Raw genomic sequence first — 24,255 nt, 5'->3', positions numbered from 1 at the left:
GACCTCCTGCAATCATGCCCACTTGCGCATCAAGGCGTCGCTCTCGGGCGCGAATCCTTCATCGGAATGCGCCACACCAGCACGGCGCCGACGATCAACAGCGCCGAAACGAAATACAGCCCGGAGTTGAAGCTGCCGGTCAGATCCTTGAACCAGCCGATCAGCAGCGGGCTGAGCGCCGATCCGATGTTGCCGGTGGCGTTGATCACCGCGATCCCCACCGCCCGCGCTTCCAGGCTGATCGACTGATCTGGCGTGGTCCAGAAGATCGCCATGGCGGTAAAGGAGCCGACCGACGCCATCACGATCCCGAGCAGCTGGATCAGGCTGTGATCGGTGGCGGACGCCAATAGCCAGCCGGCGGCGGCGAACAGGTACGGCAGCGCGGTGTGATGCTTGCGCTCCTGCAGCCTGTCGGATCGTTTGCTCCACCACACCATGCCGGCGATGGTGCAGATCTGCGGGATCGCCGCCAGAATGCCGATCGTCACGTTGCTGCTGCCCTGGTTGAAGCTCTGCAGGATCTGCGGCGTCCAGATGTTGATCGCGCTCAGGGTGTTGGTCAGGCAGAAATAGGCCAGCGTGTACATCAGCACAATCGGCGTGCAGATCTCACGCCACAGGCTGCGCTGCTGCAGCGCGCGGTGGCTGCTCGGCCCGTTGGGCTGCACCAGCTGCAGCTTGTCGGCCTCCATCATCGCCTGCAGGCTGGCTTTTTCCTCGTCGGTCAGCCACTTGGCCTTGGCCGGGGTGTCGTCGAGATAGAACCACACCACCACGCCCAGCAGCACCGATGGTATGCCTTCCAGCAGGAACAGCCACTGCCAGCCCTTCAGGTTCATCACCCCGTCCAGCGCCAGGATATAGCCGGAGACCAGCGAGCCGATCGCCATGGTCACCGGCATGGCGATCATGAACAGCGCGTTGGCGCGGGCGCGGTAAAACGCCGGGAACCAGTAGGTGAGGTACACCAGAATGCCCGGCAGGAAGCCGGCCTCGGTGATGCCGACAATCATGCGCAGCACGTACAGACTGGTCGGCCCGGTAGCGAACATGGTGCAGGTGGAGGCGATGCCCCACAGCACCATGATGGTGGCGATCCAGCGCCGCGCACCGACCCGGCTCAGCATCATGTTGCTCGGTATGCCAAAGATCACGTAGGTGACATAGAACAACGTCGCCGCCAGCCCGAACATGGTCGAGCTGAGGCCGAGATCTTTGCCCATCGTCAGCCCGGCGAAGCCGATGTTGATACGATCGAGGAAAGAGAAAACAAACAACACGAACAGGAAAATGATCAGGCGCCGAAACAACTTTTTAATCACCGATTGCTCGGCGGCGGTTAACGCTTTATGTTGCTGCGCCGGGTTGGCCGGCGGCAGCGAATCGACGTGGTTCATGGTTCAGTAGACTCCCGATGAAGGCGCTTGCGCCCCGCCCTGTTTGAACTCGTCCGCCAGGGCTTCCGCCGCCCGCGCCAGCAGGGTGGTATCCACCCCCACCGCAACGAACAGCGCGCCGGCCTCCAGATAGCGCTGCGCCAGTACCTTGTTGGCCATCAAAATGCCCGGCGCCTTGCCGGCGGCGCGGATACGCGCGATGGCGTCGTCGATGGTGCGCTGCACCTCCGGGTGCTGCGGATTACCGGCAAAGCCCATGTCGGCGCTGAGATCCGCCGGGCCGATAAACACGCCGTCCACCCCTTCCACCTGCAAAATGGCGTCGAGGTTTTTCACCGCTTCGCGGGTTTCAATCTGCACCAGCACGCACATCTGCTCATCGGCCTGCTGCAGGTAATCGGGCACCCGATTCCAGCGCGAGGCACGCGCCAGGGCGCTGCCGACGCCGCGCACGCCGTGCGGCGGATAGCGCGTGGCGCGCACCGCGTCGCGCGCCTGTTCGGCATTCTGAATCATCGGGATCAATAAGGTTTGCGCGCCGACGTCCAGCAGTTGCTTGATGATCACCGCGTCGTTCCACGGCGGGCGAACCACCGGCTGGCTCGGGTAAGGCGCGACCGCCTGCAGCTGCCCCAGCACCGTTTGCACGTTGTTGGGCGCATGTTCGCCGTCGATCAGCAGCCAGTCGAAACCGGCGCCGGCCAGCAGCTCGGCGCTGTAGCTGCTGCACAGCCCGAGCCACAGCCCGATCTGCGGGCGTTTTTCCTGCAGCGCACGCTTGAAGTGGTTGGTTAACATCGCATTCTCCCTGACAAGCGGGCGCGGCGCGTGGCCCCCGCCCGGTTATTGCGGCCCGGTTCGCCGGACCTGCTTATTAGACGAAGCGGCAGCTGATGCAGCCCATCGGGCCGTAGTCGACGTGGAAGGTATCACCGCGCCGCGCCGGCACCGGCCGGGTGAAGGAGCCGCCGAGGATCACCTGTCCCGCTTCCAGCTCCACCTCATACGGCGCCAGCTTGTTGGCCAGCCAGGCCACGCCGTTGGCCGGGTGGTTGAGCACCGCGGCCGCTACGCCGGACTCTTCAATCACGCCGTTGCGGTACAGCAGCGCAGAGATCCAGCGCAAATCCAGCGCATCCGGTTTGATCGGCCGCCCGCCCATCACCACCCCGGCATTGGCGGCGTTGTCGGAAATGGTGTCGAACACCTTGCGCGGCCGCTGCGTCTCGGGATCGACGTTGTGGCTGCGCGCATCGATGATCTCCAGCGCCGGAATGACGTAGTCGGTGGCGTTGTAGACGTCGAACAGCGTGCAGTTCGGCCCGCGCAGCGGCTTGGCCAACACGAAAGCCAGCTCCACCTCCACCCGCGGCACGATAAAGCGATCGATCGGAATGTCGCTGCCGTCGTTGAAGAACATGTCGTCCAGCAGCGCGCCATAGTCCGGCTCGGTGATCTGCGAGCTCACCTGCATGGCGCGCGAGGTCAGGCCGATCTTGTGGCCTTTGAGCGTGCGCCCCTCGGCGATCTTCAGCTCCACCCACTGCCGCTGAATGGCGTAGGCGTCTTCAATGGTGATCTCGGGATGATCGAGCGACAGCGCGCGGATCTGCTCACGACTCTTTTCCGCCTGATGCAGGCGCTGCACGGCGCGGTTAATCTGCTCTTTATCCAGCATGTACGACCCCTTATTCACGCCTTGTTGAACAGCGCGTGGACATTGTTCTGTTTGTAATTCAGCACCGGATCCAGCTCTTCCATGGTGAAAGAGAGCGCCAGGTAACGCTGCGCCATCAGCGCGGCAAAGTGTTCCTTGATCAGCGCAAACAGCATCTCGCCCACCTGCTGCCGGCTTTCCAGACTGCGGCCGTGGCCGATCTTCAGCGTCATGTGCACGAAGGCGTAGTCCTGCTTGCCGTCGGCCATCTGCCAGGTGTCGAGCCAGATGGCGCGGCTGCGCACGCCGGCCAGCGGAAAGATGCCGGTCGCCGCCAGCGCCTCGTTGACCTTGGCGAACAGGGTGGGCAAATCCGCCTCGCGGCGGATGTTGTCGGTACATTCAGCGTAAAAATGGGGCATAACGTTCTCCAGACGGCGCATAGGCGCGGGCGCGGCCCGCGCAGCGGCATTTACAGCGTATTGCCAAGTTTGAAACCTTTTTCCGTATCGCCCTCGCGGGTATAGGAAAAACCGTCTGCGCCGATGGTGACGGCCATTTCGCTGGGCGCACTGCGCTCGATGACCGGCTGCGGCTGCCCATCGAGATCCAGCACCAGCGATCCTTCGGTATACCAGCTCGGCACCACCGGATTGCCCCACCAGTCGCGGCGCTGGTTGTCATGCACGTCCCAGGTCACGGTCGGGTTGTCCGGATCGCCGGTGTAGTAATCCTGCGTGTAGATTTCCACCCGGTGGCCATCGGGATCGCGCAGGTAGAGATAGAACGCGTTGGAGACGCCGTGGCGGCCAGGGCCGCGTTCGATCAAATCGGATTTGCGCAGCGCGCCGAGCTTGTCGCAGATGGCCAAAATATTGTGCTTTTCATGGGTGGCGAAGGCGATGTGGTGCATGCGCGGCCCGGCGCCGCCGGTCATCGCGGTATCGTGCACCGTCGCCTTGCGGCGCATCCAGGCCGCGTAAACCACGCCGTCTTCATCGCGGATGTCTTCCGTCACGCGGAAGCCCAGCCCCTGGATGTATTCCACGGCGCGCGGCACGTCAGGGGTGATTTGGTTAAAGTGGTCGAGGCGCACCAGCGCGCCCGGCGTATACAGATCGTAGCGCCAGGCCAGACGCTCGACGTGCTGCACGTCGTAGAAAAACTCATACGGAAAACCGAGCGGATCCTCTACCCGCACCGCATCGCCGATGCCTTTGGCGAACCCGTTCACCCGACGCTCGGTACGGCAGCCAAGCGCCTTGAAATACGCTTCGGCGCGATCGACGTCTTCCGGCGTGCGCACGCGGAAAGCAAACGCCGCCACGGCGGCGACCGGGCCTTCGCGCAGCACCAGGTTATGATGAATAAACTCCTCCATCGAACGCAGGTAGAGGGTTTTATCCTCTTCGGCGGTCACGACCAGGCCGAGGATATCGACGTAAAATTCGCGTGCGGCTTTAAGGTTCGTGACCTGAATTTCCATGTAGGCACAGCGCACGACGTCGGGAGCAGGGACAGCATCAGTGGTAAGTTTTATCGTCATTGTTCTCATCTCTTTCGTTATTATTGTGGCCTGAGGCTCAAACGCCCCATTTCGGGATCGGGTGGTCGCCCATGGAAATGCACACGTTCTTCATTTCGGCGAACACTTCGAAGCTGTATTCGCCGCCTTCGCGGCCGGTGCCGGAGGCTTTCACGCCGCCGAACGGTTGGCGCAGATCGCGTACGTTTTGGGTGTTGACGAAAACCATGCCGGCTTCGATGCCGCGGGCCAGGCGCAGAACCTTGCTCACATCCTGCGTCCAGATGTACGACGCCAGGCCGTACTCCACGTCGTTGGCCATGCGCAGGCCGTCTTCTTCCGACTTGAACGGCAGCAGGCAGGCCACCGGCCCGAAAATCTCCTCCTGCGCCACGCGCATCCGGTTATCGACATCCGCCAGCACCGTCGGGCGCAGGAAGTTGCCGTGGCTCAAACCGGCCGGTTTGTCCGGGCCGCCGGCCAGCAGGGTTGCCCCTTCTTCCACCCCGAGGCGGATATAGCCGGAGACTTTTTCCCAGTGCTGCGGGCTGATCAGCGCCCCTACCTGGGTGTTGGGATCTTGCGGGTCGCCCACGCGCAGGCGGTTGGCACGCTCGGCAAAGCGTTTGACGAATTCCGGGTAGATGCTCTCCTGAATGAAGATGCGCGAACCGGCGGTGCAGCGTTCACCGTTGATCGAGAAGATGGTGAACAGCGCGGCGTCGAGCGCCCGCTCGATGTCGGCGTCTTCAAAGATCAGCACCGGCGACTTGCCGCCCAGCTCCATGGAGAATTTCTTCAGCCCGGCGCTTTCGATGATGCGGCGGCCGGTGGCGGTGCCGCCGGTGAAGGAAACCGCGCGCACATCTTTATGGCGCACCAGCGCGTCGCCGGCAGTGGCGCCGTAGCCCTGCACCACATTCAGCACCCCGGCCGGGATACCGGCCTCCAGCGCCAGCTCGCCCAGGCGGTCGGCGGTCAGCGGCGACAGTTCGGACATCTTCAGCACCGCGGTGTTGCCCAGCGCCAGGCAAGGCGCGGTTTTCCAGGTGGCGGTCATGAACGGCACGTTCCACGGCGATACCAGCGCACACACCCCCACCGGCTGCACCAGCGTGTAGTTGAGCATCTTGTCGTCCACCGGGTAGGTCTTGCCGTTCATCTGCTGGCACACCTCGGCGAAGAACTCGAAGTTGTGCGAGGCGCGCGGGATCAGCACGTTTTTGGTCTGGTGGATCGGCAGGCCGGTGTCGGCGGTTTCCAGTTCGGCGATCTGCGGCACGTTCTGGTCGATCAGCTCCCCCAGACGACGCATCAGGCGCGCGCGCTCTTTCATCGGCGTGTTGGCCCATTTGGGGAACGCCTCTTTCGCTGCCGCCACCGCCTGGTCGATCTCCAACTGACCGCCGGAAGCCACCTCCGCCAGCACCTCGCCGTTCGCCGGGTTGGTGGTGGTGAAGTACTCTTTGCTGGCGACGTTCTTGCCGTTGATCCAGTGGTTGATGGTTTTCATCGCAGGCTCTCCTCGTAATCTTTTTCACTGATAATGTGGTTAACCAGACGGCCGATGCCCTCGATCTCCACCACCACTTCATCGCCCGGCTGCACGTCGGCCAGCCCTTTCGGCGTGCCGGTGGCGATCATGTCGCCCGGCTGCAGCGTCATGAATTCGCTCAGGTAGGCGATCAGGAACGGAATGTCGAAAATCATGTCGGCGGTGCTGCCGCGCTGGCGCAGCTCGCCGTTGACATAGGTGCCGAGCGCCAGCCGGTGCGGATCGGCGACGTCGTCGCGATCGACGATATACGGCCCGATCGGCGTCAGGGTGTCGCGGCTCTTCACCCGCAGATTTGGCCGGTAGTAGTTCTCCAGGTAATCGCGGATGGCGTAGTCGTTGCATAGGGTGTAACCCGCCACGTACTCCATGGCGTGCTCACGGCTGACGTTGCGCGCGGTCTTGCCGATCACCGCCACCAGCTCGGCTTCGTAATGCATGTACTCCACGCCGGCCGGGCGTACCGACACCTGACGGTGCCCGGTCAGGGTGTTTGGCGCCTTGAGGAACACCAGCGGTTCTTCCGGCGCCTTGAATTCCAGCTCGCTGGCGTGGTCGGCATAGTTCAGCCCCAGGGCGAACACCGTGCCCTGCGCCGGCGGCAGCCATTCCACTTCGCGCTCCTGCAGCACCTCGCCGTTCGGCAGCGTGACGCGCAGCTGGTCATCCACCTGCACGTTGAAGACCTGGCCATGATGGCGAATACGAGCATGTTTCATGATGCGGCTCCTGCCTGGGTGACGCGGTTGGTCAGAGTGGGCAGGCCGGCGGCACGCACCGTCACCTCATCTCCCGGTTTGATCTCCACCCGCTGGTGCGGGGTGCCGATCAGCACCGCATCGCCCGGCTGCAGAGTGATGAAGTCGCTGATGGCGGCGATCAGCTCCGGCACCGAGCGCACCAGATCGGCGGTGGACCAGCGATCCCGCTCCACGCCGTTGATCTCGGTGACGATCTCCAGCCGATCGGCAGTCGCCAGCTGGCCGATCTCCCCCAGCGGGCAGAACCCGTCGCGGCATTTGGCCTTGATCGCCGGGCGGTAAAAGCTGCTTTCCGGCAGGCTGACGTCGTTGGCCAGCGCGTAACCGGCCAGATAACGGCCCACCTGCGCCGCCGGCACCTTGCGCGCGGTGTCGCCGATGATCACCGCCAGCGTGCCGCCGCTTTGCACGGTTTCACCGGCCGGAAACGGGATCGCCCCGCCGTTGGCGAGGTGGGTGTTGCGCGGTTTGATAAACCACACCGGGGTTTTGGGTGGGGTTTGATACGGTGGCTGGTGAAACGCCTGATCCCAGGCGTCCAGTTGGCTGCGGTGGTTCAGCGCAACGGAAAATACGGTGCCTTTCATGCGAACTCCTCCAATGGCAAAACATGACAACCGGCATTCATTAATATATTAATGATTACTTTTATACACTGTGCAGCTTTTACGCAACGCGCTTGGAGTGATTTGTGATCGTGATAACAAAATATTCACAAACAACGAACATTAGCGTGATTATTCAGCGTATTAATCATTTTTATCGCCATTTTTCGCTGCCCCGCGCATTTTTGCTTTATCCCTGCGGGTAACTTTGGCTACTATTAAGTTATTAACAAAATCGGGCCTGGCGGGGTAACAGCCCTGCGGTAAGCGCCGTGACAACGAACACCTTGATAGCTAAGGCCAAACTTATGCATGAATCGTTAACCATCGCCCTGCTGCAGGCGCGCGAAACCGCCATGGGGTTCTTTCGCCCGATCCTGAAAAGCCACAACCTGACCGAGCAGCAGTGGCGCATCATCCGCGTGCTGGCCAACAGCCGTTCGATCGAATTCCACGAACTGGCGGCGGAAACCTGCATCCTGCGCCCCAGCCTGACCGGCATTCTGTCGCGCATGGAGCGTGATAAGCTGATCTTCCGCCTCAAGCCGGTTAACGATCAGCGCAAGCTGTACGTGTCGCTGACCCAGCAGGGCCAGGATCTGTATGAAGTGGCGCGCCACCAGGTGGAACAGGGCTACGCCGAGATTGAAGCCGCTTTCTCGCGGCAGAAAATGGACCAGCTGATGACGTTGCTGGACGAGCTGATCACCCTGGGTGACAGCCTGCCTGCCAACGTCGCCGCGCATCCCGCCAAGCAGTGATTTAACCAACCGGAATGCTCAAATTAATTGGCGTTGCAGCCAACAACGCTGCAGCGTCAAGTAAGCAGAGAATTCGTTTCCGGCAACAGCGCGCCGCCGTCCACCACCAGCGTCTGGCCGGTGATGTAGGCCGCCGCCGGCGAGGCGAGAAACACCATCGCCGCGGCGATGTCTGCCGGTTCCCCCAGCCGCCCGAGCGGCACTGAGGCGGCGATCGCCTGATTCACCTGCGCGTCGCCCAGGTTGGCCATCGCCGGCGTGCGGATCATCCCCGGCTCCACGCCGTTGACGCGAATGTTCTCCGCCGCCAACTCCAGCGCCGCCGCGCGAATAAATCCGTTCACCCCGGCCTTGGAGGCCGCATAGTGCGCCAGCCCCGGGTAGGCTACCCGCGGGCCGGTCACCGACGAGGTCACCAGAAGGCAGCCCCCGCCCCGACGGCGCATCCACGGCAACGCCGCCTGCGCCAGAAAGAACGGCGCCATCAGATTGACGCTCAGCGTGCGTTGCAACAGGGCCGCGTCGATGGCGGCGAACGGCGTCAGCGGAAAATAGGCGGCGTTGTGGATCACCACGTCCAACCGTTGACGGCGCTCACCCACCGCCGCCACCAACTCGGCAATCTGCCCCGGCTCGGCCAGATCGCAGGCCAGCGCCTGTACGCTCAGCCCTTCGTCCCGCAGCGTTTGCGCCGCCGCCTGCGCCTGCGGCAGCTGCACGTCCGCGATCGTCACCTCGGCGCCCAGCCGGGCAAAGGCGCTGACGATCGCCAGCCCAATACCCTGAGCGCCGCCGGTCACCAGCACCACCTGCCCCGCGAAGGCATTGGCCGCATAGGTTGCGCTCATCGGCCTATCCTCGCGGGTGGTGCGTGATGTTCAGCACCTGCGCGTGGGCGCCGACCGCAAAGTTGCTCAGCGCGCTGAAATCGCTGCCCTGATAACCGAGGATCTTGCCGTCGGTGCGCATGCCCTGCAGATCGATCATCACCACGCCCAGCGTCGGGATGATCTTCTCGCGCCAGACGAACAGATAAAGCTGATCCGCCACCTTCACGTAGTGGCAGCGATCGACGTCCGCCAGCCCTTTCTCCACCCCGTCCAGACACTGCCAGGCGTAGAAGTTGTCGTTCAGGTAGATGTGCTCGTACCGCTCGGTCGGGCTGTAGGTGTACATATTGCGCATGCCGATCAGCTCGTCGGTAAAGCCCGGCGGCGCCACGTCGGCGTCGTCCAGCGTGCCGAAGCGGAATTCGGCCTCGACCGGGGTCAGCGGCAGCCCCTGTTCCACCCGGCTGAAGGCGTCGAGCCGAGCCTGCGCTTCGTCCGGCAGTTGGCCGTACACCGCGGTGAAGTTGCCCTGATTGCGGTCGCACACCAGCGTAATGCTGGCGTTGGCGCGGGCGGGGTCGAGAAAATCGATGAACAGCACGCCGGGACGAATGCTGGTCGCGCGATAGGCGACGCTGCGCCGTTCGCCCCACTCCAGCGTCTGCTCGTCGGTAAACCGGCAGCGCTGCGTCGCGCCGTCGCTAAAGCGCAGCGTCAGCGTAGTGCCCGCCAGCCCGTGCTGCCGTTCCAGCGTATTGCTGTGCGGCGCAAAGCCTTCCGCCAGCGCGCCAACCTGAATGAATACCGCTTCTGAACTCATGGAAATACTCCTTACAGGGAAGTGAAAGCCAGGGTCGGCACATCGACGATGGTGGAGCCACCGTCGGCCACCAGCGCCGCGCCGGTAATGATTGAAGCCTCGCTGGAACAGAGGAAACGGCAGACGCGGGCGATCTCCTCAGCGCTGGCCGGCCGGCGCAGCGGTACGTCGCGACAGACCATTTGGTAGGCCTGCTCCAGCGAAATCTGATGGGCGTCCATCAGCAGTTGCATCTCTTCGTCCGCCATCGGCGTGGTCACCCAGCCCGGACACACCGCGTTGGCGCGCACGCCCAGCGGGCCATAATCGCGGGCGATGGAACGCATCAGCCCGATCAGCGCATGTTTGGCGGTAACGTAGCCGCAGACCTCCGGCCCGGCGGCCAGCGAGGCGATCGAGGCCACGAACAGCAGGTTGCCGCCGCTTTTAATCAGCTCCGGCAGGCAGGCGCGCGCGCTGGCGAAAGCGCTGTTGAGGTTGCTGTCCATCGCCCCTTGCCACTGCGCGTCGGTCATCTCGGTGATACGCTTGAAGCCCATGCCGCCGGCGCTGCCGATCAGGCAGTCGATGCGCCCGGCGTCGCGCAGAATCGCCGGCAGCAGCGTGTGGTTCCAGCTCTCGCCGCTGGCAGCGTCGCCCACCAGCGCCTGCGCGCCGATCTCTTGCGCCAGCGCCGCCAGCGGTTCCGGGCGGCGGCCGATGATGAACACCCGATCGCCCTGCGCCGCCAGCAGGCGGGCGCAGGCGGCGCCGACGCCGGTACCGCCGCCGGTAATCACAACCACTCTATTCATGATTCAGCTTCTCCATCAGTTGGCCGATCATCAGCAGGCTGCTCAACAGCAGCCGCCGCTGTTCGGCATCCAGCCGCAGATAGCGGCGGCCGGCCGGCAAACGGCTGACCACCTCCGACGCGGCGAAATGCTCGATATCCACCTGCCAGCGCCCGTCGTTCACCGTCAGCCGCACGCGGCGAAAATCCAGCTGCGCCAGCGTCTCGCCGATCTGCGGGTAGCGCTGCAGCCCTTCCAGCACTCGCTGCGCGGCTGCATGGCGTTGGCGCAACAGATAGCGCACCCCGCGCCGCCGCAGCCAGCCGCCGGTCACCACGTCCAGCGTCAGCGGAGGCTGCGCTGCGCATGCGCCCTGCAACCGAAAACGGTGGCTGACGATATGCGCCATAAACAGCCCCTGCACCTGTTCGCCGATCTCGATCTGCGGCCCCTGCGGCAGCGTCAGCCGCAGCAGGCCCGGCGCCAGGCGTTCGCACGCGTAGGGTTCCAGATTGCGCGCCAGACGATCCAGCGCGGCGCCCGGCCGATAGCCCGACGGCGCGCGCCGCCAGGCGCGATTAAGTGAGGGAAGTAAGCCGATCAAACTGCGCCTCCTCGTTTTCACCCTTGGCAAATGCGTTCTCCAGCACCTGCTCGACCGGCACCGGCTTGAACGGGTTCACTTTCTGCACGCACAGCGTCCAGAACAGCGCATAGGCGGCGGTCAGGCCGATCATCCAGCCGAAGGGAATGTAGATATCGCTCGGGTTCATCCCCGGCGGCGTGATGTAGACGATGGCCAGCACGATGCCGACGCTGGAAACGATTTGCGGCAGCGGGAACCACGGCGATTTATAGGCACGCGGCAGGTCGGGGCGGCGCACGCGCAGGATCACCACCGAGCAGGTCACCAGCAGGTAGGCCACGCCCCAGGCGCACACCGCCGCCAGCACCAGCGGAATGATCCTGTCGAGGTTGCCCTGAATGGCGAAGGCGTGTACGCAGGGGATCAGGACCGCCACCAAAATGCCGACCACCGGCGTTTTAAAGCGCGGGTGCAGATAAGCGAACATGCGCGGCAGCGCGCCGTCCAGCGCCATGCCGTACAGAATGCGCGGCACCGCCGCCATCAGCGTGTTGATGGTCGCCGCGCCCGCCAACAGCAGGCCGACGCCCAGCCAGTATTTGCCGAACTGGCCCATCACCTGGCCGGCGAACGCCGGGATGGCCATCGGCGTTTCCAGCAGGCGCGTGCCGCTGGCGGCGTCGATCACCACGTTTTCCACCTGGTGGCTGAGCGCCGCGCCATACAGCGCCATGCACACCGCCACGCCGCACAGCCCGAGCGCCATCGCGCGCGGGATCACCCGATCGCAGCGTTTGATCTCCGGCGCCATCGGTGTCACCAGCTCACAGCCGACGAACATGAACATCGCCATGCCGATCAGGCTGAACACCGCGAACGGATCGTTCAGGCTCAGCGCGCTGCCGAACCAGCCCTCGAGCGGCACCGCATGCGGCGACAGCAGCCCGACGATGCCGAAAATCACCAGCGTGCTCCACATGGCGAAGGTCAGCACGATCTCCGCCTTGCCGAAGGCCTCGATGCCAAACGCGTTGAGCAGGCCGAACACGACAACCAGCCCAACGCCGACCATCCAGGAGGCATTGTGGCTTTCCATCAGGGTGTTGAGGTGCTCGAAGTTCACCAGCGCCATGATGCCGGAAAGAATGGTCTCGGCGGTGCCGGCGAAGATATGCACGATCAGGTAGGCCGACAGCGCGCCGGTGATGGCGAAAAAGCGCCCCATGCCGCAGGAGATGTAGTCGTAAACCGAACCGGAGGTCGGCAGCAGCGACGCCGCTTCGGAGAAGGTGGTGAGCTGCGCCTGCATCATGATGAAGGCGATCAGCATCGCCAGCGCGAAGGTGTCGCCGCCGATGCCGAAGCCGCTGGTGACCGTCAGGATCACCGGGCTGGCCATGATCACCCCGACCGAACTGGCCAGGGTGGTGGGAAAGCCGACCTTGCCTCGAGCCAGGTGGGCGTGCAACCGCGACGACAGGTTCATGGTTATTTCCTCTTATAGTTTTGGCCTGATGCATGCAGGTGCTTGCAGGTTTTTCACCGCCAGCGGCGGTAATCTCACTATAGAGAGGAAAGGAAAATGCTGACTATCGTCCTTAAGGACGAGACGATTTCAACCTGCGGTGGCGCTCACGGCGGCGCGCCATTGCATCGCCCCCTGCGGGCTGCGCGGGTAGGCGCGCAGCGGCGCCAGCAGCGCGGAAAAGAAGGCGTAATAGCCGGCGCACAGCCGGTTGTAGCGATCTTCGCCCACATGCGCCGGGCAGCCGCCCTGGCAGACGCTTTTCACGCTGCAGCGTTGGCACTCGCGGCGCAGGCTCTTGTTTTTACCGAACGGCATCTCCACCGCCCTTGCCGCCAGGGTGGCGAGCGGCGTGTGGCGATCGGCATGGCCGAGCAGATGCTGCGCATTGATCAGATGATCGCAGGCGTAAAGCCGCCCGTCCGGCTCCATCACCAGATTGCCGCCGCAGCGTTCGGCGTGCACGCAGCTGGGGCTGACGTGGGTGAAATACTGCGCGTAGACCTGTTCGATGTTCATCACGAAGACCTGGCCGATATGCCCGCGGCTGCGCCAGCGGCGATATACCGCCAGCATGAAGCGCCCCCAGTTGGCGGCGCTCAGTCCGTAACCGGCGGTGGGCGCATCCCCTTCCAGCATCAGCGGCTGAAACTGCAGATAACGCGCCCCGATCGCCACCGCATGATCGTAGATCGCCTCGGCGCGATCCGCGACGCCGTCGTGCACCACCATCAGCAGGTTGAAGTCGATCTGATGGCGCTGCAACAACGCAATGCCGCGCAACGCGGCGTCATAGCTGGCGCCGCCGCGCTTGTCCGGCCGGTGGGCGTCCTGCACCTCGCGATCGCCGTCCAGGCTGACGCCGAGGATAAAGTGATGTTGCCGGAACAGCCGGCACCAGGCGTCGTTCAGCAGAGTGCCGTTGGTCTGCAGGCTGTTGCTGATCCGCACGCCCGGCGGCGCATAGCGGCGCTGCAACGCCAGCGCCCGCTTGTAAAAACCGATCCCCGCCAGCAGCGGCTCACCGCCCTGCCAGACGAAGTTGATCTCGCGGCTGTAACGCGGCTGGGCGGCGATGTAGCTGCGGATAAATTCCGCCAGCAGGTCATCGTCCATCTTGCGCGTCCGTTCTTCCTGGCGCTGCGGATAGTAGCAGTAGCGGCAACCCAGGTTGCAGCCGGCGCCGATCGGCTTCACCAGCAAATGAAAAGGCGCCGCCGCGCGCGGTTCGCTCTCCACCGGGATCTGCTGCGCACGCAGCTGGGCCAGGTTCATGGTGCCGCCTGCGGCAACGGTTTGTGGGTCTGCGGATCCAGGCCGATGTAGTCACCGGTGCTGGCGTCAACGCCGAGGTAGTCGATCGCTGCGCCTTTAGCTTCAATAATCATGCTCTGCTGCGCAAAGCGGCGATACGCTTCGCTCAGCCGTTTGACCCGTTCCGGGTTGGCGGCGGCCAGATCGCGCGTTTCCAGCGGATCGTCATGCAGGTTGAACAGCCCCCACGGTGCCATCTGCGCCGTCGGCCCGGCCTTCACCAACCGCCGCAGCTTCCAGATGCCGTCTACATAGGCGGCCTGGTTATGCAACTCCACGCCGTAGGTCGCGCGCGGCACACCGTCGGCCTCGCCGCTGAAATAGCGCTTGAAGCTGACGCCGACCATCGGCAGCGTCGGTTTGGCCTTCAGCGGTTTGTTGGCGTCGATGCCGGCATAGTCATACAACGTCGGGGCGATGTCATACACCGCCATCGGCGTGCGGTCGATGCCGCCGCGCCCCTTCAGCCGCGGCGCGGAGATGATGAAATCGGTATTGATGCCGCCCTGTGCGCTGGTGGTTTTGTGGTAGTTGGCGTACGGCGCATTGCTGACGTTGGCCCAGTGCGGCCCGTAAGAGATGAACGATCCCTTGCGGCCGAGGTTGGCGTAACTGTTGTCGAACTGCCGCCAATACTCCGGCTTCGAGCCGTAGTAGAAGCCGCTGGCCGGGTTAGCGCCGTTGTCGGTGGCGAACACGATCACCGTATTTTGGTCGCGGCCGGTCTGCTTCAGGGTGTTCAGCACCGCGCCGACCTGATCGTCCATATAGGCAATCATCGCCGCGTATACCTGCATGGTCTTGGCTTCATATTTTTGCTGCTCGGGCGTCAGCGCGTTCCAGGCCTTATCCAACGCCAGCGTCGGCATCGGCGTGCGATCGGAAATCAACCCCAGCGCCTTCAGGCGCTGAATGCGCTGCTGATAGGCCTGCTGATAGCCGGCGTCGTATTTGCCGTCGAATTTAGCGATCCAGTCATCCGGCGCCTGCAATGGATCGTGCGGCGCGGTGAACGCCAGATAGGCGAAGACGGGCTGATTCTGCGGTGTATCGCGGATCCACTGTTCCAGCTGATCGGCATAGGCCTTGCTGGAGTAGAAATCTTTGGGCAACGACACGCGTTTGCCGTTCAGGGTGTAGAAGGTGTGGAACGCCTCCACGGTGCCCAGCGGTTTCGCATCGTCGAAATGGCTGGTGCCGCCGCCCATGAAGGCGAAGGCGCGCTCGAAGCCGCGATCGGTCGGTTTGGCGCCGTCGACATAGCCCAGGTGCCATTTGCCCGCCATCATGGTGGCGTACCCCGCATCGCGAAAGCGCTCCGGCAATGTGGTCACGCGGTCGGTCAGCCGCATTTCATAGCCCGGCTGCGCCGCGGTGCTCTCATACCACCACATGCCGCCCATGCCGGCCTGCTGGTTGGTGTTGCCGGTCATCAACATCGACCGCGCCGGCGCCGACATCGGCGAGGTGTAGTACTGGCTCATGCGCACGCCCCGTTCGGCCAGCGCCTGCAGGTTGGGGGTCGGTATCTCGCCGCCGAACGGGCTGATGTCGGAGTAGCCCATGTCGTCCACCAGAATGATCAGCACATTAGGGCGATCGGCGTCCGCCCCCTGTGCCAGGCCCGATAAGGCACCGCTCAACGCCACCGCCAACGTTTTTTTCTGCATCGTTCGTTCCCCGTATGGTCATGCGGACTGAACAACCCGACGCCTCAGCCCGAGAAAGGTCATCATTTTTTCGTCTTATACGTTTGGCGCCGCCTGGCGCTATCTTCAATTCGCAGTGTAGGAAGCGGTGGAAAAGCCTGGCTATCGTTCTTAAGAACGAGGGGCGGCGACGGTCGCGCCGGTTGTAGCACGCGCCGGGCGGCGAGGGCTTCGTCCAGGCAAGCATTCAAAAGCGCTGTAAATTCAGCGGGAAAAGCGGCGAACTATTTCATTAACCTATTAATGAAAATCGCGAAAAATCCGCCCTAAAAAGCCCTGATAAACGCAGTGTCATCTTGTTATTTATGTGTTTTATTGCAATCGGCCTCACGTTGTTAATATGTTTTTATTGTGTTGCCAAATTGCTACAACTATGCTTGTATCGTTCATATATTGACCGCCAACATTCTCCAGATTGAACGATAAAGGGAGGAATACGAATCATGCACAGCACCGCATCCGATGCCTTTATCAACAGTTGTTTGGCGACCATTACGCACCTGATCCCGGTGTCCGCCGGGGTGTTTTATCTGGTCGATCGCGACCTGCGGCCGGATCACTACATCCTGCACGGCATGCCCGATAAAACGCATCAGCAGTACCTGAACCACTTCCAGCAGATAGACCCGCTGCAGCCGGCCAATTTCCATCGCCAGGACATCACCATGGTCGGCATGAGCCCGGCGGCGATCGCCGGCAACCGCCGCTATTACCACGACTTTATGCTGCCGAACGACATGCGCGACATGACGGAGATCTTCATCCGCCAGCGCAAGCGCATCGTCGCCGGGGTATCGCTGATCCGCGATACGCCGTTTACTGACGTGGAGCGCGGCCGCCTGCGCGCGGTGCTGCCGCTGATCGAGCTGGCGACGCGCGATCTGCTGCCCGACGGCGAGGCGCAGCTGTTGACCGCCAAAGAGCAAGAGATCGTCAACCTGGTTCGCGAAGGCGCCAGCAATAAGCGCATCGCCCTGAAGCTGGGCATTTCGCTGTCCACGGTGAAAACCCATATGCGCAATATTTTCGCCAAAACCGACGTGGTGAACCGCACCGAACTGGTCGCCGGCGGCTTTCTCGCCCACGGTTAACGCCCGATAACGGCCGCCGCTGCCGACGGCCGGAAAATAACGCCAAAACGTATTCGCCATTTATGGCGCGGCCTCCCCCTGCCCGCAATCGGGCCGGGCGGGATATTTCATCGTCACTCAACGCTTGGGGAAAAGGTTTATGTCCAGTGATTCGGTTTCCGCGCCCGCCGTCGGCGCGGCGCTCCCCTGCCCGCCGCGGCTGTTGACCGCCATTATCGTCTTCGCCGCCATCGCGCCGGGCATTCTGATGACCGCCCCCGCCGTGGCCGCCCAGCTCGCTACTCAGTGGCAGCTCGGCCCGGCGCAGATCGGCCACCTGTTCTCCACCGAACTCGGCGCCATGAGCCTGGCCACGCTGCCGGCGTGGTGGTGGATCGGGCGCATCAACTGGCGGCGGGTCGCTACGCTGTCGGCGCTGGTGTTTATCGCCGGCAACCTGGCTTCGGCGCTGGTGCAAGATTTTACCTTGCTGCTACCGCTGCGCTTTATCGCCTCGCTGGCGGGCGGCACCCTGATGATCCTGTGCATCACCTGCGCTGCCGGCACCGCCAATCCCAGCCGCGTCTATGCCTTCTGGGTGCTCGGCCAGCTGGTGCTGGGCGCGGTCGGGCTGCTGGTGCTGCCACCGCTGTTTGCGCACTTCGGCCTGATGGCGGTCTACCTGATTTTGGCCGCCATCATGCTGTGCTGCCTGCCGCTCATCCCGGCGTTCCCCAACGGTTTCACCGCCGCCCGCACCGCCCGCAGCGGCCCCGCCGCCTCGCTGGCGCGCAAGCTGTGCGCCGTGCTGGCGGTGCTGACCTTTTACATCAGCCTGAGCGCGGTCTGGACCTTTATCGGCGGCATCGCCGCCGGCGCCGGGCTGTCGCCGGCCCACAGCGGCCAGGTGCTGGCCGTCGCCACCTTGCTCGGCATCGTCGGCGCGGGGGCCGCGGCGCTGATCGGCGCGCGCTTCGGCGGCGGACGCCTGATCGTGCTGGGGTACGCCCTGCTGCTGGCCAGCGTGGCGCTGCTGACAGGCCAGCCCCTGCTCCTGCGCTTCGCCCTGGCCGCCCTGCTGTTCAAATTCACCTGGACCTTCGTGCTGCCGTTCATTCTGGCGCGGGTCGCCGGGCTGGATAACGACGGCAAGCTGATGAACGGCATCAACCTGGTGATCGGCGGCGGCATGGCCATCGGCCCGACGCTGGCCGGCTCTCTGATCGAATCTTCCGGCGGTTTCAACGCCTTGCTGTTTGGCGCGCTGGGCTGCGCGCTGCTGTCGCTGCTGTTGATTTCGCTGGCTTCACCGCGCGCACCGCGCCGTATAACAGGAGGAGAAAGGTGAAAAGAACAACCGGTTTCTTGTTTGATGAACGCTGTTTCTGGCACAGCACCGGCCTGCACGCCACCACCCTGCCGGTCGGCGGCTGGGTGCAACCGCCCTCGGGCGCCGGCCATGCCGAATCGCCGGAAACCAAACGGCGTATGAAGAACCTGATGGACGTATCCGGCCTGTCGCGCCAGCTCACCCTGCTGAGCGCCGAACCGGCGACGGAAGAAGACCTGCTGCGCATCCACCCCGCCCACTACCTGCAGCGCTTCAAACAGGTGAGCGACAGCGGCGGCGGCCTGCTGGGGGAGGAAGCGCCGCTGGGGCCAGGCAGCTATGAAATCGCCAAACTCTCCGCCGGGCTGGCCTGCGCGGCGGTGGAGGCGGTGCTGCAGGGCGAGCTGGATAATGCCTATGCGCTGTCGCGCCCGCCGGGCCACCACTGCCTGCCGGATCAATCGATGGGCTTCTGCTTCCTGGCCAATATTCCCATCGCCATCGAGCGCGCCAAGGCCCGCTACGGCCTCGGCAAAGTCGCGGTGCTCGACTGGGACGTGCACCACGGCAACGGCACCCAGCACATCTATTGGCAGCGCGGCGACGTGCTGACGCTGTCGCTGCATCAGGACGGCTGCTTCCCGGCGGGCTATTCCGGCGAGCAGGATCGCGGCGAAGGCGACGGGGCGGGCTGCAACGTTAACGTGCCGATGCTGGCCGGCGCCGGCGACGACGGCTACCTGCACGCCATGCGGCGCATCATCATCCCGGTACTGGAAAAATTCGAGCCGGAGCTGATCATCGTCGCCTGCGGTTACGACGCCAACGCCCTCGATCCGCTGGCGCGCATGCAGCTGCACAGCGACAGCTTCCGCGCCATGACCGCGCTGGTGCAGGAGGCCGCCGACCGGCTATGCGGCGGCAAACTGGTGATGGTGCATGAAGGCGGCTACGCCGAATCCTACGTGCCGTTCTGCGGGCTGGCGGTGATGGAACAGCTAAGCGGCGTGCGCACTGAAGTGCAGGATCCGCTGCTGACGTTCATCCAACAGCAGCAGCCGCGCGACGCCTTCAACCGCTTCCAGCGCGAAGCGCTCGACGAGCTGGCGCGCCAGTTCGGCCTGTAATCCCCTCTCTGCGGGCGCCGCACCCGGCGCCCCTGACAACCTCGCCGCCAGCCGCTACGCTGAAAGGCAACCCTACCACCATGAGAACAATAACATGTCCGAACAAACCGTCAGCTTTATCAAAGGCCGTCACGGCGACATCGCCGTGCACGACTGGGGAAACGACAAGCCGCACTATCTGGCGCTGCTGGTGCACGGCTACGGCGAGCACCTCGGCCGCTATCAATACGTGGCGCGCACGCTGCAGGCGCAGGGCGCGCGGGTGTTCGGCCCCGACCATCTCGGCCACGGCCTGTCGCAGGGCGAGCGCGTGCTGATCGAAGATTATGACGCCGTGGTCGACGACGTGCAGCGCGTGGTCAGCCATTTCCGGCAGCAATACCCCACCTTGCCGCTGGTGGTGATCGGCCACTCGATGGGCGGCATGATCGCCACCCGCTACGTGCAGCGCCATGGCGAGGAGGTACGCGCGCTGGTGCTGTCCGGCCCGCTGCTCGGCGACAGAACGGCGATTTCCGATCTGGCTGAACTGCCGACGATCCCCGACGCGCCGCTGGATACCGCGACCCTGGCGCGCGATCCGGCGGTTGGCGCGGCGTATCAGGAAGATCCGCTGGTGTGGCACGGGCCGTTCAAGCGTCCCACCCTACGCGCCATGCAGCGGATCCTCGCCGCCATCAACGCCGGGCCGGGCTTCGGCGCGCTGCCCACGCTGTGGATCCATGGCGACGACGATCGGCTGGTGCTGATGAGCGAAACGCAAACCGCGCTCGATCGTCTGCGCGGCGACGATTTCGAACGGATGATCAATGCGGGCGGGCGGCACGAGAGCTTTAACGAAACCAATAAGGATCAGATCCTCACGCGGGTGACCGATTTTATTGCGCGGGCGTTAGGCTAAGGCGCTCCCCCTCGGCATTCAGCCTGCTGAGGGGGGCATGACGGCGTCAGCCTTCGACGATGGCGAGGTAGTGTTTGACGAAGCGATCCGAGGTGATGTCCCAGCGCACCGGGGTGCCTTTCTCGACGAACCAGGAATCGCCGGCCTGATACTGCACCGATTCGCCGGTGCGTTCGTTGGTCAGGGTCGCGCTGCCTTCCCACACCGTAGCGTGCTCGGCGAACGGATACTCCATCACGAAGCTGCCGCGGGTGCAGCTGAACACGCCGCAGTTCAGGTTGTCGGTCGGTTCGCCGAAGATGCTGGCCACGCCGACGTTTGGCGTGCCGGCGATCACCGTGGCGCCCAGGTTGCTGACGCTGCCGATCTCCAGCAGTTCTGGCAGCGGTTGTTTAAGCAATAACGGTTTCATGAGATTCTCCTCTGAGGGTTAACGGCGGCCTTTCCAGTAGCCGGATGTCTGGTGCCAAACCTTACCGGCGGTGGTCATCACCCGCCGCAGCTTGTCCTTGCCGAAGATGTTGACGTGCGGGATCGAGCTCATCAGATCGTACCGATCGGATCCTTCGCTCATGCCCTCCGCCAGCACCTTGCACACGATGTGGCTCGGCGTCACGCCGAAGCCGGAGTAGCCCTGCACGTAAAACACGTTGTCGCGATCCGGCAGCGTGCCGATCTGCGGGAACAGGTTGGCGCTACAGCACAGCGGGCCGCCCCAGGCCAGATCGATCTTCACGTCTTTCAGGTACGGGAACACCTTCAGCATCAGGTTGCGGTTCCAGGCCTTGAGATCCGATGGGAAATATTCGATCAGGCGGGTGGCGCTGCCGAACAGCAGCCGGTTCTCGTTGGTCACCCGGTAATAATCGATCACCGGGCGGATGTCGCTGTAGGCGCCGCGGATCGGGCTGATCTGACGGATCAGATCGTCAGACAGCGGCTCGGTGGCCAGCTGGAAGGCGTAGGTATTGATGGTCTTGCGGTAGATCTGCGGCTCCATGCCGTTGAGAAAGCCGTTGCAGGCCCACAGCATCTTGTTGGCGCGCACAGAGCCCATGGCGGTGCGCACCGTGATGCGCGGGCCATACTCCACGTTGAGCACGCTGCTGTTCTCAAAGATTTTCACCCCGTAGCCGCTAAGCGCCTTGGCCTCGCCCAGCAGCAGGTTGAGCGAATGTACGTGGCCGCCGCCCATGTGCTTCAGCGCGCAGGTGTAGGCGTCGGAGCCCACCACCTGCTTCACCTCCGCCCCGGTGTAGAGCTCAATCTCCTCCTGCGGCGCTACCGCCTTGAACTCCTTCAGCCAGCCGCGCAGGGTCTTCTCCTGGCGCGCGTTGCTGCCGAGATAGCCGTAGCCGAAGCAGAAGTCGGCGTCGATGTCATATTTCTTGATGCGCTCGCGGATAATGCCGGCGCCGAGGTTACTGATTTTGAAGATGGTTTCCAGCCCGGCCGGGCCAACGTGGCGCTTGATCTTCTCCAGATCGTGGCCGATGCCGGCCATCACCTGGCCGCCGTTGCGTCCGGTGCCGCCGTAACCCAGATAGCGGCCTTCGAGAATGGCGATGTTGGTGATGCCCTTCTCCGCCAGCTCCAGCGCGGTGTTGATGCCGGAGAAGCCGCCGCCGATGATCACCACGTCGACGTCCAGATCCTCTTCCAGCGTCGGGAAGCGCAGATCGTATTTTTTGGTCGCCGCGTAGTAGGTTAAGGACTCGATTTCGTTGTTCACTGCCGCACTCCCGATTGCCTATGCCATGACATCGGATTATCGGGAGCCGTGGGATCGTTCGCTATGTCCCCTTAGGGACATTTGCTACAAAAAATTAACATTCACGCGCTGCGCCGCTGCGGGACGGTCAGCAACAGGCTGAACAGTTCGGCCTGCGAGCCGATGTTCAGCTTGCCGTAAATGTTCTTGCGGTGATTTTTTACCGTGCCGAGGCTGATGAACAGCCGGTCGGCAATCTGCTGCGAACCGCAGCCGGCGAGGATCAAATCGACGATCTCCCGCTCGCGCGGCGTCAGCAGATAACGCGCCTGCCCACCGTCGTCGTTCATCGTGTCGGCCTCGGCCGGTGCCGCCACCACTTCGCCGTGCAGCCGTGCCACGCTTTTCACCAGCGTCAGCGCGCTGCGCAGATCCGCCCGCTGCGGGTAGCGCACCGCCACCGTGCGGCGCGCCGAGCCGAAGAATACCCCAAGCCCGCGCTCCGGCGTCAGCTGCAGCAGCACGCCGGCCTCGTCATGCCAGCCGGTCTTGCGATAAAAATTGCGGTAATAGTCGCTGTGATAAAACCCGCATGGCGCCAGCTGGCGCAGCGTGAGCACCTCGCCTTCGCCGCCGTCGTTCAGCGCACGGTAAAACGGATCCTGCAGGTAGGCACCCTGTTGGTAGATCTGGTTGACCGCATCGCTGTTTTCCCGCTCGGTTTTGATCAGGCAGCGCGGCGGCCGGCCGCGTTCGAAGGCATAGACGATGGCGTTGTCGAAGGCGAAAAACCCCTCCAGCCAATTCAACAGGCTGAGATAAAAGCGCGGGCTGGCCACCGCATCGATCACCGCAGACAAGCGTTCAACCTGAATTTCCATACCCGCCTCGCCATTATTAATACATTAACAATCTACCGATTTCGGATGGGGTTGGCCGCACGACGGCCGGTACTGTTAAAAAAAGCACCCAAAACGCCGAAATGCAAGAGCGCGATCGTTTACATGTTAAACAACTCACAGGTTGCCGCGGCGGGGAAAGCGGTGGCCGCTCCGCGCCCGCTGGCTTATGCTGTGGCATCGCGCTCTGCAACGTCGTCAAGGAGACCTCATGTCCGTCAGCCACATCATCGCCAACCGCCAGACCTGGTTCGGCCACGGCAGCATCCAGCAACTGCCGCCGCTGCTGCTTGCCGATCCGCAGCCGACGCTGCTGTTCAGCTGCCGATCTTTTCTCAACGGCCCGGTGTACACCGGCCTGCGCGAATCGCTGACGCCGCTGCTTATCGGCACTGAGATCGTCAGCCACGAGGCGTCGCCGCAGGAAATAGACGCCTGGGTGGCGCGCTGGCGCGGCCAGGCGCGGCGCGTGGTGGCCATCGGCGGCGGCAGCGTCCTGGACGCCGCCAAGGCGTTCTCCGCGCTGGTGGAGCATCCGCTGCCGACGCTGCGCTATATGGAAAAAGTCGGCGACAGCAAAATCAGCGGCGCCACCCTGCCGCTGATCGCCATTCCCACCACCGCCGGCACCGGCAGCGAGGTGACGCAGAACGCGGTGATCACCGATACCCAGGTCAGCAAAGTGAAGGCCTCGCTGCGCCACAATAACTTCGTGCCGCACACCGCCATTCTCGATCCGCAGCTGCTGGCGGGCGCGCCGGACAAAGTGTTGGCCTACTGCGCTATCGACGCCTTCACCCACCTGTTCGAGGCCTATCTGTCGAAAACCGCCGGCGCCATGACGCGCGACATGTCGCTGAACGGCATACGCCACTTCCTCGCCGCCTGGCCGGCGCTCAACCGCAGCGATGCGGCGCGCGAGGCGATTATGCAAGCTTCGTACCTCGGGGGGCTGACGCTGAGCGCCGCCGGGCTGGGGGTGATCCACGGCATCGCCGGCGAGATCGGCGCGCTGCGCGACTACCACCACGGCCAGGTCTGCGGCCGCCTGCTGCTGCCGTTCCTCGCCCTGCTGGAGAGCAGCGAGCAGCCGCAGCAACGCGCACTGATGGCCGAGCTGGCCGCGCGCCTGTACCCGCACTGGCAGGGCAGCCCGGAGAGCTACCTGACCGATTTCATCACCCGCCACGCCATTGCGCCGTTCTGGCAGGACGATTTGCCGATTTCCGGCCAGGAATTGGCGGTCGCGCTGGAGAAATCCAACAGCAAGAATTCCTGGATCGACTATGCGCCGGCGCAGCGGCAACGGATGATCGAAGAGGCGTTTCGCGTCGAATGATTATATAATCAGATCAACGCACTAGCAGGAGTTAAGAAAATGGGCATCATCGGCTGG

The 24,255-nt window shown here is 63.6% G+C and carries 24 protein-coding genes; 6 read left to right on the top strand and 18 right to left on the bottom strand.

Translation table 11 applies throughout. The features are described from left to right. Positions 1–29: 29 nt before the first annotated feature. The 8 genes from hpaX to QMZ29_RS22855 all read right to left on the bottom strand — a co-directional run bounded on the left by hpaX (position 30) and on the right by QMZ29_RS22855 (position 7,485). Positions 30–1,400, bottom strand: a complete 1,371-nt coding sequence (hpaX, locus tag QMZ29_RS22890; protein ID WP_087762954.1) for a 4-hydroxyphenylacetate permease — start codon at positions 1,398–1,400, stop codon at positions 30–32. A 3-nt stretch (positions 1,401–1,403) separates the two neighbouring features. Beyond that, complete coding sequence (gene hpaI / locus QMZ29_RS22885) at positions 1,404–2,198, bottom strand: 4-hydroxy-2-oxoheptanedioate aldolase (RefSeq protein ID WP_099816600.1); 795 nt, start codon at positions 2,196–2,198, stop codon at positions 1,404–1,406. A 76-nt stretch (positions 2,199–2,274) separates the two neighbouring features. Beyond that, positions 2,275–3,078 carry a 2-oxo-hept-4-ene-1,7-dioate hydratase gene (gene hpaH / locus QMZ29_RS22880; protein ID WP_043136119.1) on the bottom strand — a complete coding sequence of 268 codons (804 nt, stop codon included), beginning with the start codon at positions 3,076–3,078 and terminating at the stop codon, positions 2,275–2,277. 14 nt (positions 3,079–3,092) lie between these two features. After that, a complete protein-coding gene (locus QMZ29_RS22875; protein WP_004933172.1) occupies positions 3,093–3,479 on the bottom strand; it encodes a 5-carboxymethyl-2-hydroxymuconate Delta-isomerase in 387 nt (128 codons plus the stop codon). A 50-nt stretch (positions 3,480–3,529) separates the two neighbouring features. Further along, the gene (gene hpaD, locus QMZ29_RS22870; RefSeq protein ID WP_147823079.1) at positions 3,530–4,603 is read right to left on the bottom strand and encodes a 3,4-dihydroxyphenylacetate 2,3-dioxygenase; all 1,074 of its coding nucleotides are present in this window, start codon (positions 4,601–4,603) and stop codon (positions 3,530–3,532) included. Between the two features lie 37 nt (positions 4,604–4,640). Further along, positions 4,641–6,095 (bottom strand): 5-carboxymethyl-2-hydroxymuconate semialdehyde dehydrogenase, encoded by a 1,455-nt coding sequence (gene hpaE / locus QMZ29_RS22865; RefSeq protein ID WP_033636981.1) that lies wholly within the window; start codon positions 6,093–6,095, stop codon positions 4,641–4,643. Next, a complete protein-coding gene (locus QMZ29_RS22860) occupies positions 6,092–6,856 on the bottom strand; it encodes a fumarylacetoacetate hydrolase family protein (RefSeq protein ID WP_033641766.1) in 765 nt (254 codons plus the stop codon). Before QMZ29_RS22860 ends, hpaE begins: the two co-directional genes overlap by 4 nt. Next, complete coding sequence (locus QMZ29_RS22855; protein ID WP_060434146.1) at positions 6,853–7,485, bottom strand: fumarylacetoacetate hydrolase family protein; 633 nt, start codon at positions 7,483–7,485, stop codon at positions 6,853–6,855. The genes QMZ29_RS22860 and QMZ29_RS22855 overlap by 4 nt, the downstream gene beginning before the upstream one ends. A 326-nt stretch (positions 7,486–7,811) precedes the next feature. Here QMZ29_RS22855 and hpaR point away from each other — a divergent pair, with 326 nt between their 5' ends. Further along, positions 7,812–8,264 carry a homoprotocatechuate degradation operon regulator HpaR gene (gene hpaR / locus QMZ29_RS22850; RefSeq protein WP_049204618.1) on the top strand — a complete coding sequence of 151 codons (453 nt, stop codon included), beginning with the start codon at positions 7,812–7,814 and terminating at the stop codon, positions 8,262–8,264. Between the two features lie 56 nt (positions 8,265–8,320). Here hpaR and QMZ29_RS22845 read toward each other — a convergent pair whose 3' ends face one another. The 7 genes from QMZ29_RS22845 to QMZ29_RS22815 form a co-directional block, all read right to left on the bottom strand. Continuing rightward, positions 8,321–9,112 carry an SDR family oxidoreductase gene (locus tag QMZ29_RS22845; protein ID WP_261425206.1) on the bottom strand — a complete coding sequence of 264 codons (792 nt, stop codon included), beginning with the start codon at positions 9,110–9,112 and terminating at the stop codon, positions 8,321–8,323. A gap of 4 nt (positions 9,113–9,116) precedes the next feature. Continuing rightward, positions 9,117–9,914: a molybdenum cofactor biosynthesis F family protein gene (locus QMZ29_RS22840; RefSeq protein ID WP_261425208.1), complete on the bottom strand. Its 798-nt coding sequence runs from the start codon at positions 9,912–9,914 to the stop codon at positions 9,117–9,119. 11 nt (positions 9,915–9,925) lie between these two features. Next, on the bottom strand, positions 9,926–10,708 hold the full coding sequence (locus tag QMZ29_RS22835; protein WP_043136148.1) for an SDR family NAD(P)-dependent oxidoreductase: 783 nt from the start codon (positions 10,706–10,708) through the stop codon (positions 9,926–9,928). After that, complete coding sequence (locus tag QMZ29_RS22830) at positions 10,701–11,291, bottom strand: DUF3156 family protein (RefSeq protein ID WP_043136151.1); 591 nt, start codon at positions 11,289–11,291, stop codon at positions 10,701–10,703. The genes QMZ29_RS22835 and QMZ29_RS22830 overlap by 8 nt, the downstream gene beginning before the upstream one ends. Then, positions 11,266–12,759, bottom strand: coding sequence for an APC family permease (locus QMZ29_RS22825; RefSeq protein ID WP_261425211.1), 1,494 nt, complete (start codon positions 12,757–12,759; stop codon positions 11,266–11,268). The genes QMZ29_RS22830 and QMZ29_RS22825 overlap by 26 nt, the downstream gene beginning before the upstream one ends. Positions 12,760–12,888: 129 nt before the next feature. Beyond that, complete coding sequence (locus tag QMZ29_RS22820) at positions 12,889–14,073, bottom strand: anaerobic sulfatase maturase (protein ID WP_149569893.1); 1,185 nt, start codon at positions 14,071–14,073, stop codon at positions 12,889–12,891. Continuing rightward, positions 14,070–15,782: an arylsulfatase gene (locus tag QMZ29_RS22815; RefSeq protein WP_049204609.1), complete on the bottom strand. Its 1,713-nt coding sequence runs from the start codon at positions 15,780–15,782 to the stop codon at positions 14,070–14,072. The genes QMZ29_RS22820 and QMZ29_RS22815 overlap by 4 nt, the downstream gene beginning before the upstream one ends. A gap of 482 nt (positions 15,783–16,264) precedes the next feature. On the opposite strand from QMZ29_RS22815, the gene QMZ29_RS22810 reads away from it, so the two are divergent. The 4 genes from QMZ29_RS22810 to QMZ29_RS22795 all read left to right on the top strand — a co-directional run bounded on the left by QMZ29_RS22810 (position 16,265) and on the right by QMZ29_RS22795 (position 20,249). Next, complete coding sequence (locus QMZ29_RS22810; protein ID WP_043136164.1) at positions 16,265–16,912, top strand: helix-turn-helix transcriptional regulator; 648 nt, start codon at positions 16,265–16,267, stop codon at positions 16,910–16,912. Between the two features lie 139 nt (positions 16,913–17,051). Continuing rightward, a complete protein-coding gene (locus QMZ29_RS22805) occupies positions 17,052–18,239 on the top strand; it encodes an MFS transporter (protein WP_043136167.1) in 1,188 nt (395 codons plus the stop codon). Further along, a complete protein-coding gene (locus tag QMZ29_RS22800) occupies positions 18,236–19,348 on the top strand; it encodes a histone deacetylase-like amidohydrolase (RefSeq protein WP_060448198.1) in 1,113 nt (370 codons plus the stop codon). Before QMZ29_RS22805 ends, QMZ29_RS22800 begins: the two co-directional genes overlap by 4 nt. A gap of 94 nt (positions 19,349–19,442) precedes the next feature. After that, positions 19,443–20,249 (top strand): alpha/beta hydrolase, encoded by an 807-nt coding sequence (locus QMZ29_RS22795; protein WP_261425215.1) that lies wholly within the window; start codon positions 19,443–19,445, stop codon positions 20,247–20,249. A 46-nt stretch (positions 20,250–20,295) separates the two neighbouring features. Here QMZ29_RS22795 and QMZ29_RS22790 read toward each other — a convergent pair whose 3' ends face one another. From QMZ29_RS22790 to QMZ29_RS22780, 3 genes are all read right to left on the bottom strand, one after another. Beyond that, positions 20,296–20,661, bottom strand: coding sequence for a cupin domain-containing protein (locus QMZ29_RS22790; protein ID WP_015376517.1), 366 nt, complete (start codon positions 20,659–20,661; stop codon positions 20,296–20,298). Positions 20,662–20,679: 18 nt separating this feature from the next. Continuing rightward, the gene (locus QMZ29_RS22785; protein WP_033636959.1) at positions 20,680–21,981 is read right to left on the bottom strand and encodes an NAD(P)/FAD-dependent oxidoreductase; all 1,302 of its coding nucleotides are present in this window, start codon (positions 21,979–21,981) and stop codon (positions 20,680–20,682) included. A 101-nt stretch (positions 21,982–22,082) separates the two neighbouring features. Beyond that, positions 22,083–22,841: a helix-turn-helix transcriptional regulator gene (locus tag QMZ29_RS22780; protein WP_261425217.1), complete on the bottom strand. Its 759-nt coding sequence runs from the start codon at positions 22,839–22,841 to the stop codon at positions 22,083–22,085. A gap of 229 nt (positions 22,842–23,070) precedes the next feature. On the opposite strand from QMZ29_RS22780, the gene QMZ29_RS22775 reads away from it, so the two are divergent. Further along, positions 23,071–24,198 (top strand): iron-containing alcohol dehydrogenase, encoded by a 1,128-nt coding sequence (locus tag QMZ29_RS22775; protein ID WP_261425219.1) that lies wholly within the window; start codon positions 23,071–23,073, stop codon positions 24,196–24,198. The last annotated feature ends 57 nt before the right edge of the window (positions 24,199–24,255 follow it).

The organism is Serratia sp. PF-27, from assembly GCF_030053255.1.
Taxonomy (GTDB): Bacteria; Pseudomonadota; Gammaproteobacteria; order Enterobacterales; family Enterobacteriaceae; genus Serratia; species Serratia bockelmannii.
This window is presented reverse-complemented; position numbering and strand designations above follow the sequence as displayed.

Coding starts and splice junctions, on each gene's coding strand:
- hpaR (WP_049204618.1), top strand. CDS start 7,812: ATGCATGAATCGTTAACCATCGCCCTGCTGCAGGCGCGCGAAACCGCC.
- QMZ29_RS22815 (WP_049204609.1), bottom strand. CDS start 15,782: ATGCAGAAAAAAACGTTGGCGGTGGCGTTGAGCGGTGCCTTATCGGGC.
- QMZ29_RS22805 (WP_043136167.1), top strand. CDS start 17,052: ATGTCCAGTGATTCGGTTTCCGCGCCCGCCGTCGGCGCGGCGCTCCCC.
- QMZ29_RS22795 (WP_261425215.1), top strand. CDS start 19,443: ATGTCCGAACAAACCGTCAGCTTTATCAAAGGCCGTCACGGCGACATC.
- QMZ29_RS22825 (WP_261425211.1), bottom strand. CDS start 12,759: ATGAACCTGTCGTCGCGGTTGCACGCCCACCTGGCTCGAGGCAAGGTC.
- QMZ29_RS22875 (WP_004933172.1), bottom strand. CDS start 3,479: ATGCCCCATTTTTACGCTGAATGTACCGACAACATCCGCCGCGAGGCG.
- QMZ29_RS22855 (WP_060434146.1), bottom strand. CDS start 7,485: ATGAAAGGCACCGTATTTTCCGTTGCGCTGAACCACCGCAGCCAACTG.
- QMZ29_RS22845 (WP_261425206.1), bottom strand. CDS start 9,112: ATGAGCGCAACCTATGCGGCCAATGCCTTCGCGGGGCAGGTGGTGCTG.
- QMZ29_RS22790 (WP_015376517.1), bottom strand. CDS start 20,661: ATGAAACCGTTATTGCTTAAACAACCGCTGCCAGAACTGCTGGAGATC.
- hpaH (WP_043136119.1), bottom strand. CDS start 3,078: ATGCTGGATAAAGAGCAGATTAACCGCGCCGTGCAGCGCCTGCATCAG.
- hpaI (WP_099816600.1), bottom strand. CDS start 2,198: ATGTTAACCAACCACTTCAAGCGTGCGCTGCAGGAAAAACGCCCGCAG.
- QMZ29_RS22835 (WP_043136148.1), bottom strand. CDS start 10,708: ATGAATAGAGTGGTTGTGATTACCGGCGGCGGTACCGGCGTCGGCGCC.
- QMZ29_RS22780 (WP_261425217.1), bottom strand. CDS start 22,841: ATGGAAATTCAGGTTGAACGCTTGTCTGCGGTGATCGATGCGGTGGCC.
- QMZ29_RS22810 (WP_043136164.1), top strand. CDS start 16,265: ATGCACAGCACCGCATCCGATGCCTTTATCAACAGTTGTTTGGCGACC.
- hpaE (WP_033636981.1), bottom strand. CDS start 6,095: ATGAAAACCATCAACCACTGGATCAACGGCAAGAACGTCGCCAGCAAA.
- QMZ29_RS22775 (WP_261425219.1), top strand. CDS start 23,071: ATGTCCGTCAGCCACATCATCGCCAACCGCCAGACCTGGTTCGGCCAC.
- QMZ29_RS22860 (WP_033641766.1), bottom strand. CDS start 6,856: ATGAAACATGCTCGTATTCGCCATCATGGCCAGGTCTTCAACGTGCAG.
- QMZ29_RS22820 (WP_149569893.1), bottom strand. CDS start 14,073: ATGAACCTGGCCCAGCTGCGTGCGCAGCAGATCCCGGTGGAGAGCGAA.
- hpaX (WP_087762954.1), bottom strand. CDS start 1,400: ATGAACCACGTCGATTCGCTGCCGCCGGCCAACCCGGCGCAGCAACAT.
- hpaD (WP_147823079.1), bottom strand. CDS start 4,603: ATGACGATAAAACTTACCACTGATGCTGTCCCTGCTCCCGACGTCGTG.
- QMZ29_RS22840 (WP_261425208.1), bottom strand. CDS start 9,914: ATGAGTTCAGAAGCGGTATTCATTCAGGTTGGCGCGCTGGCGGAAGGC.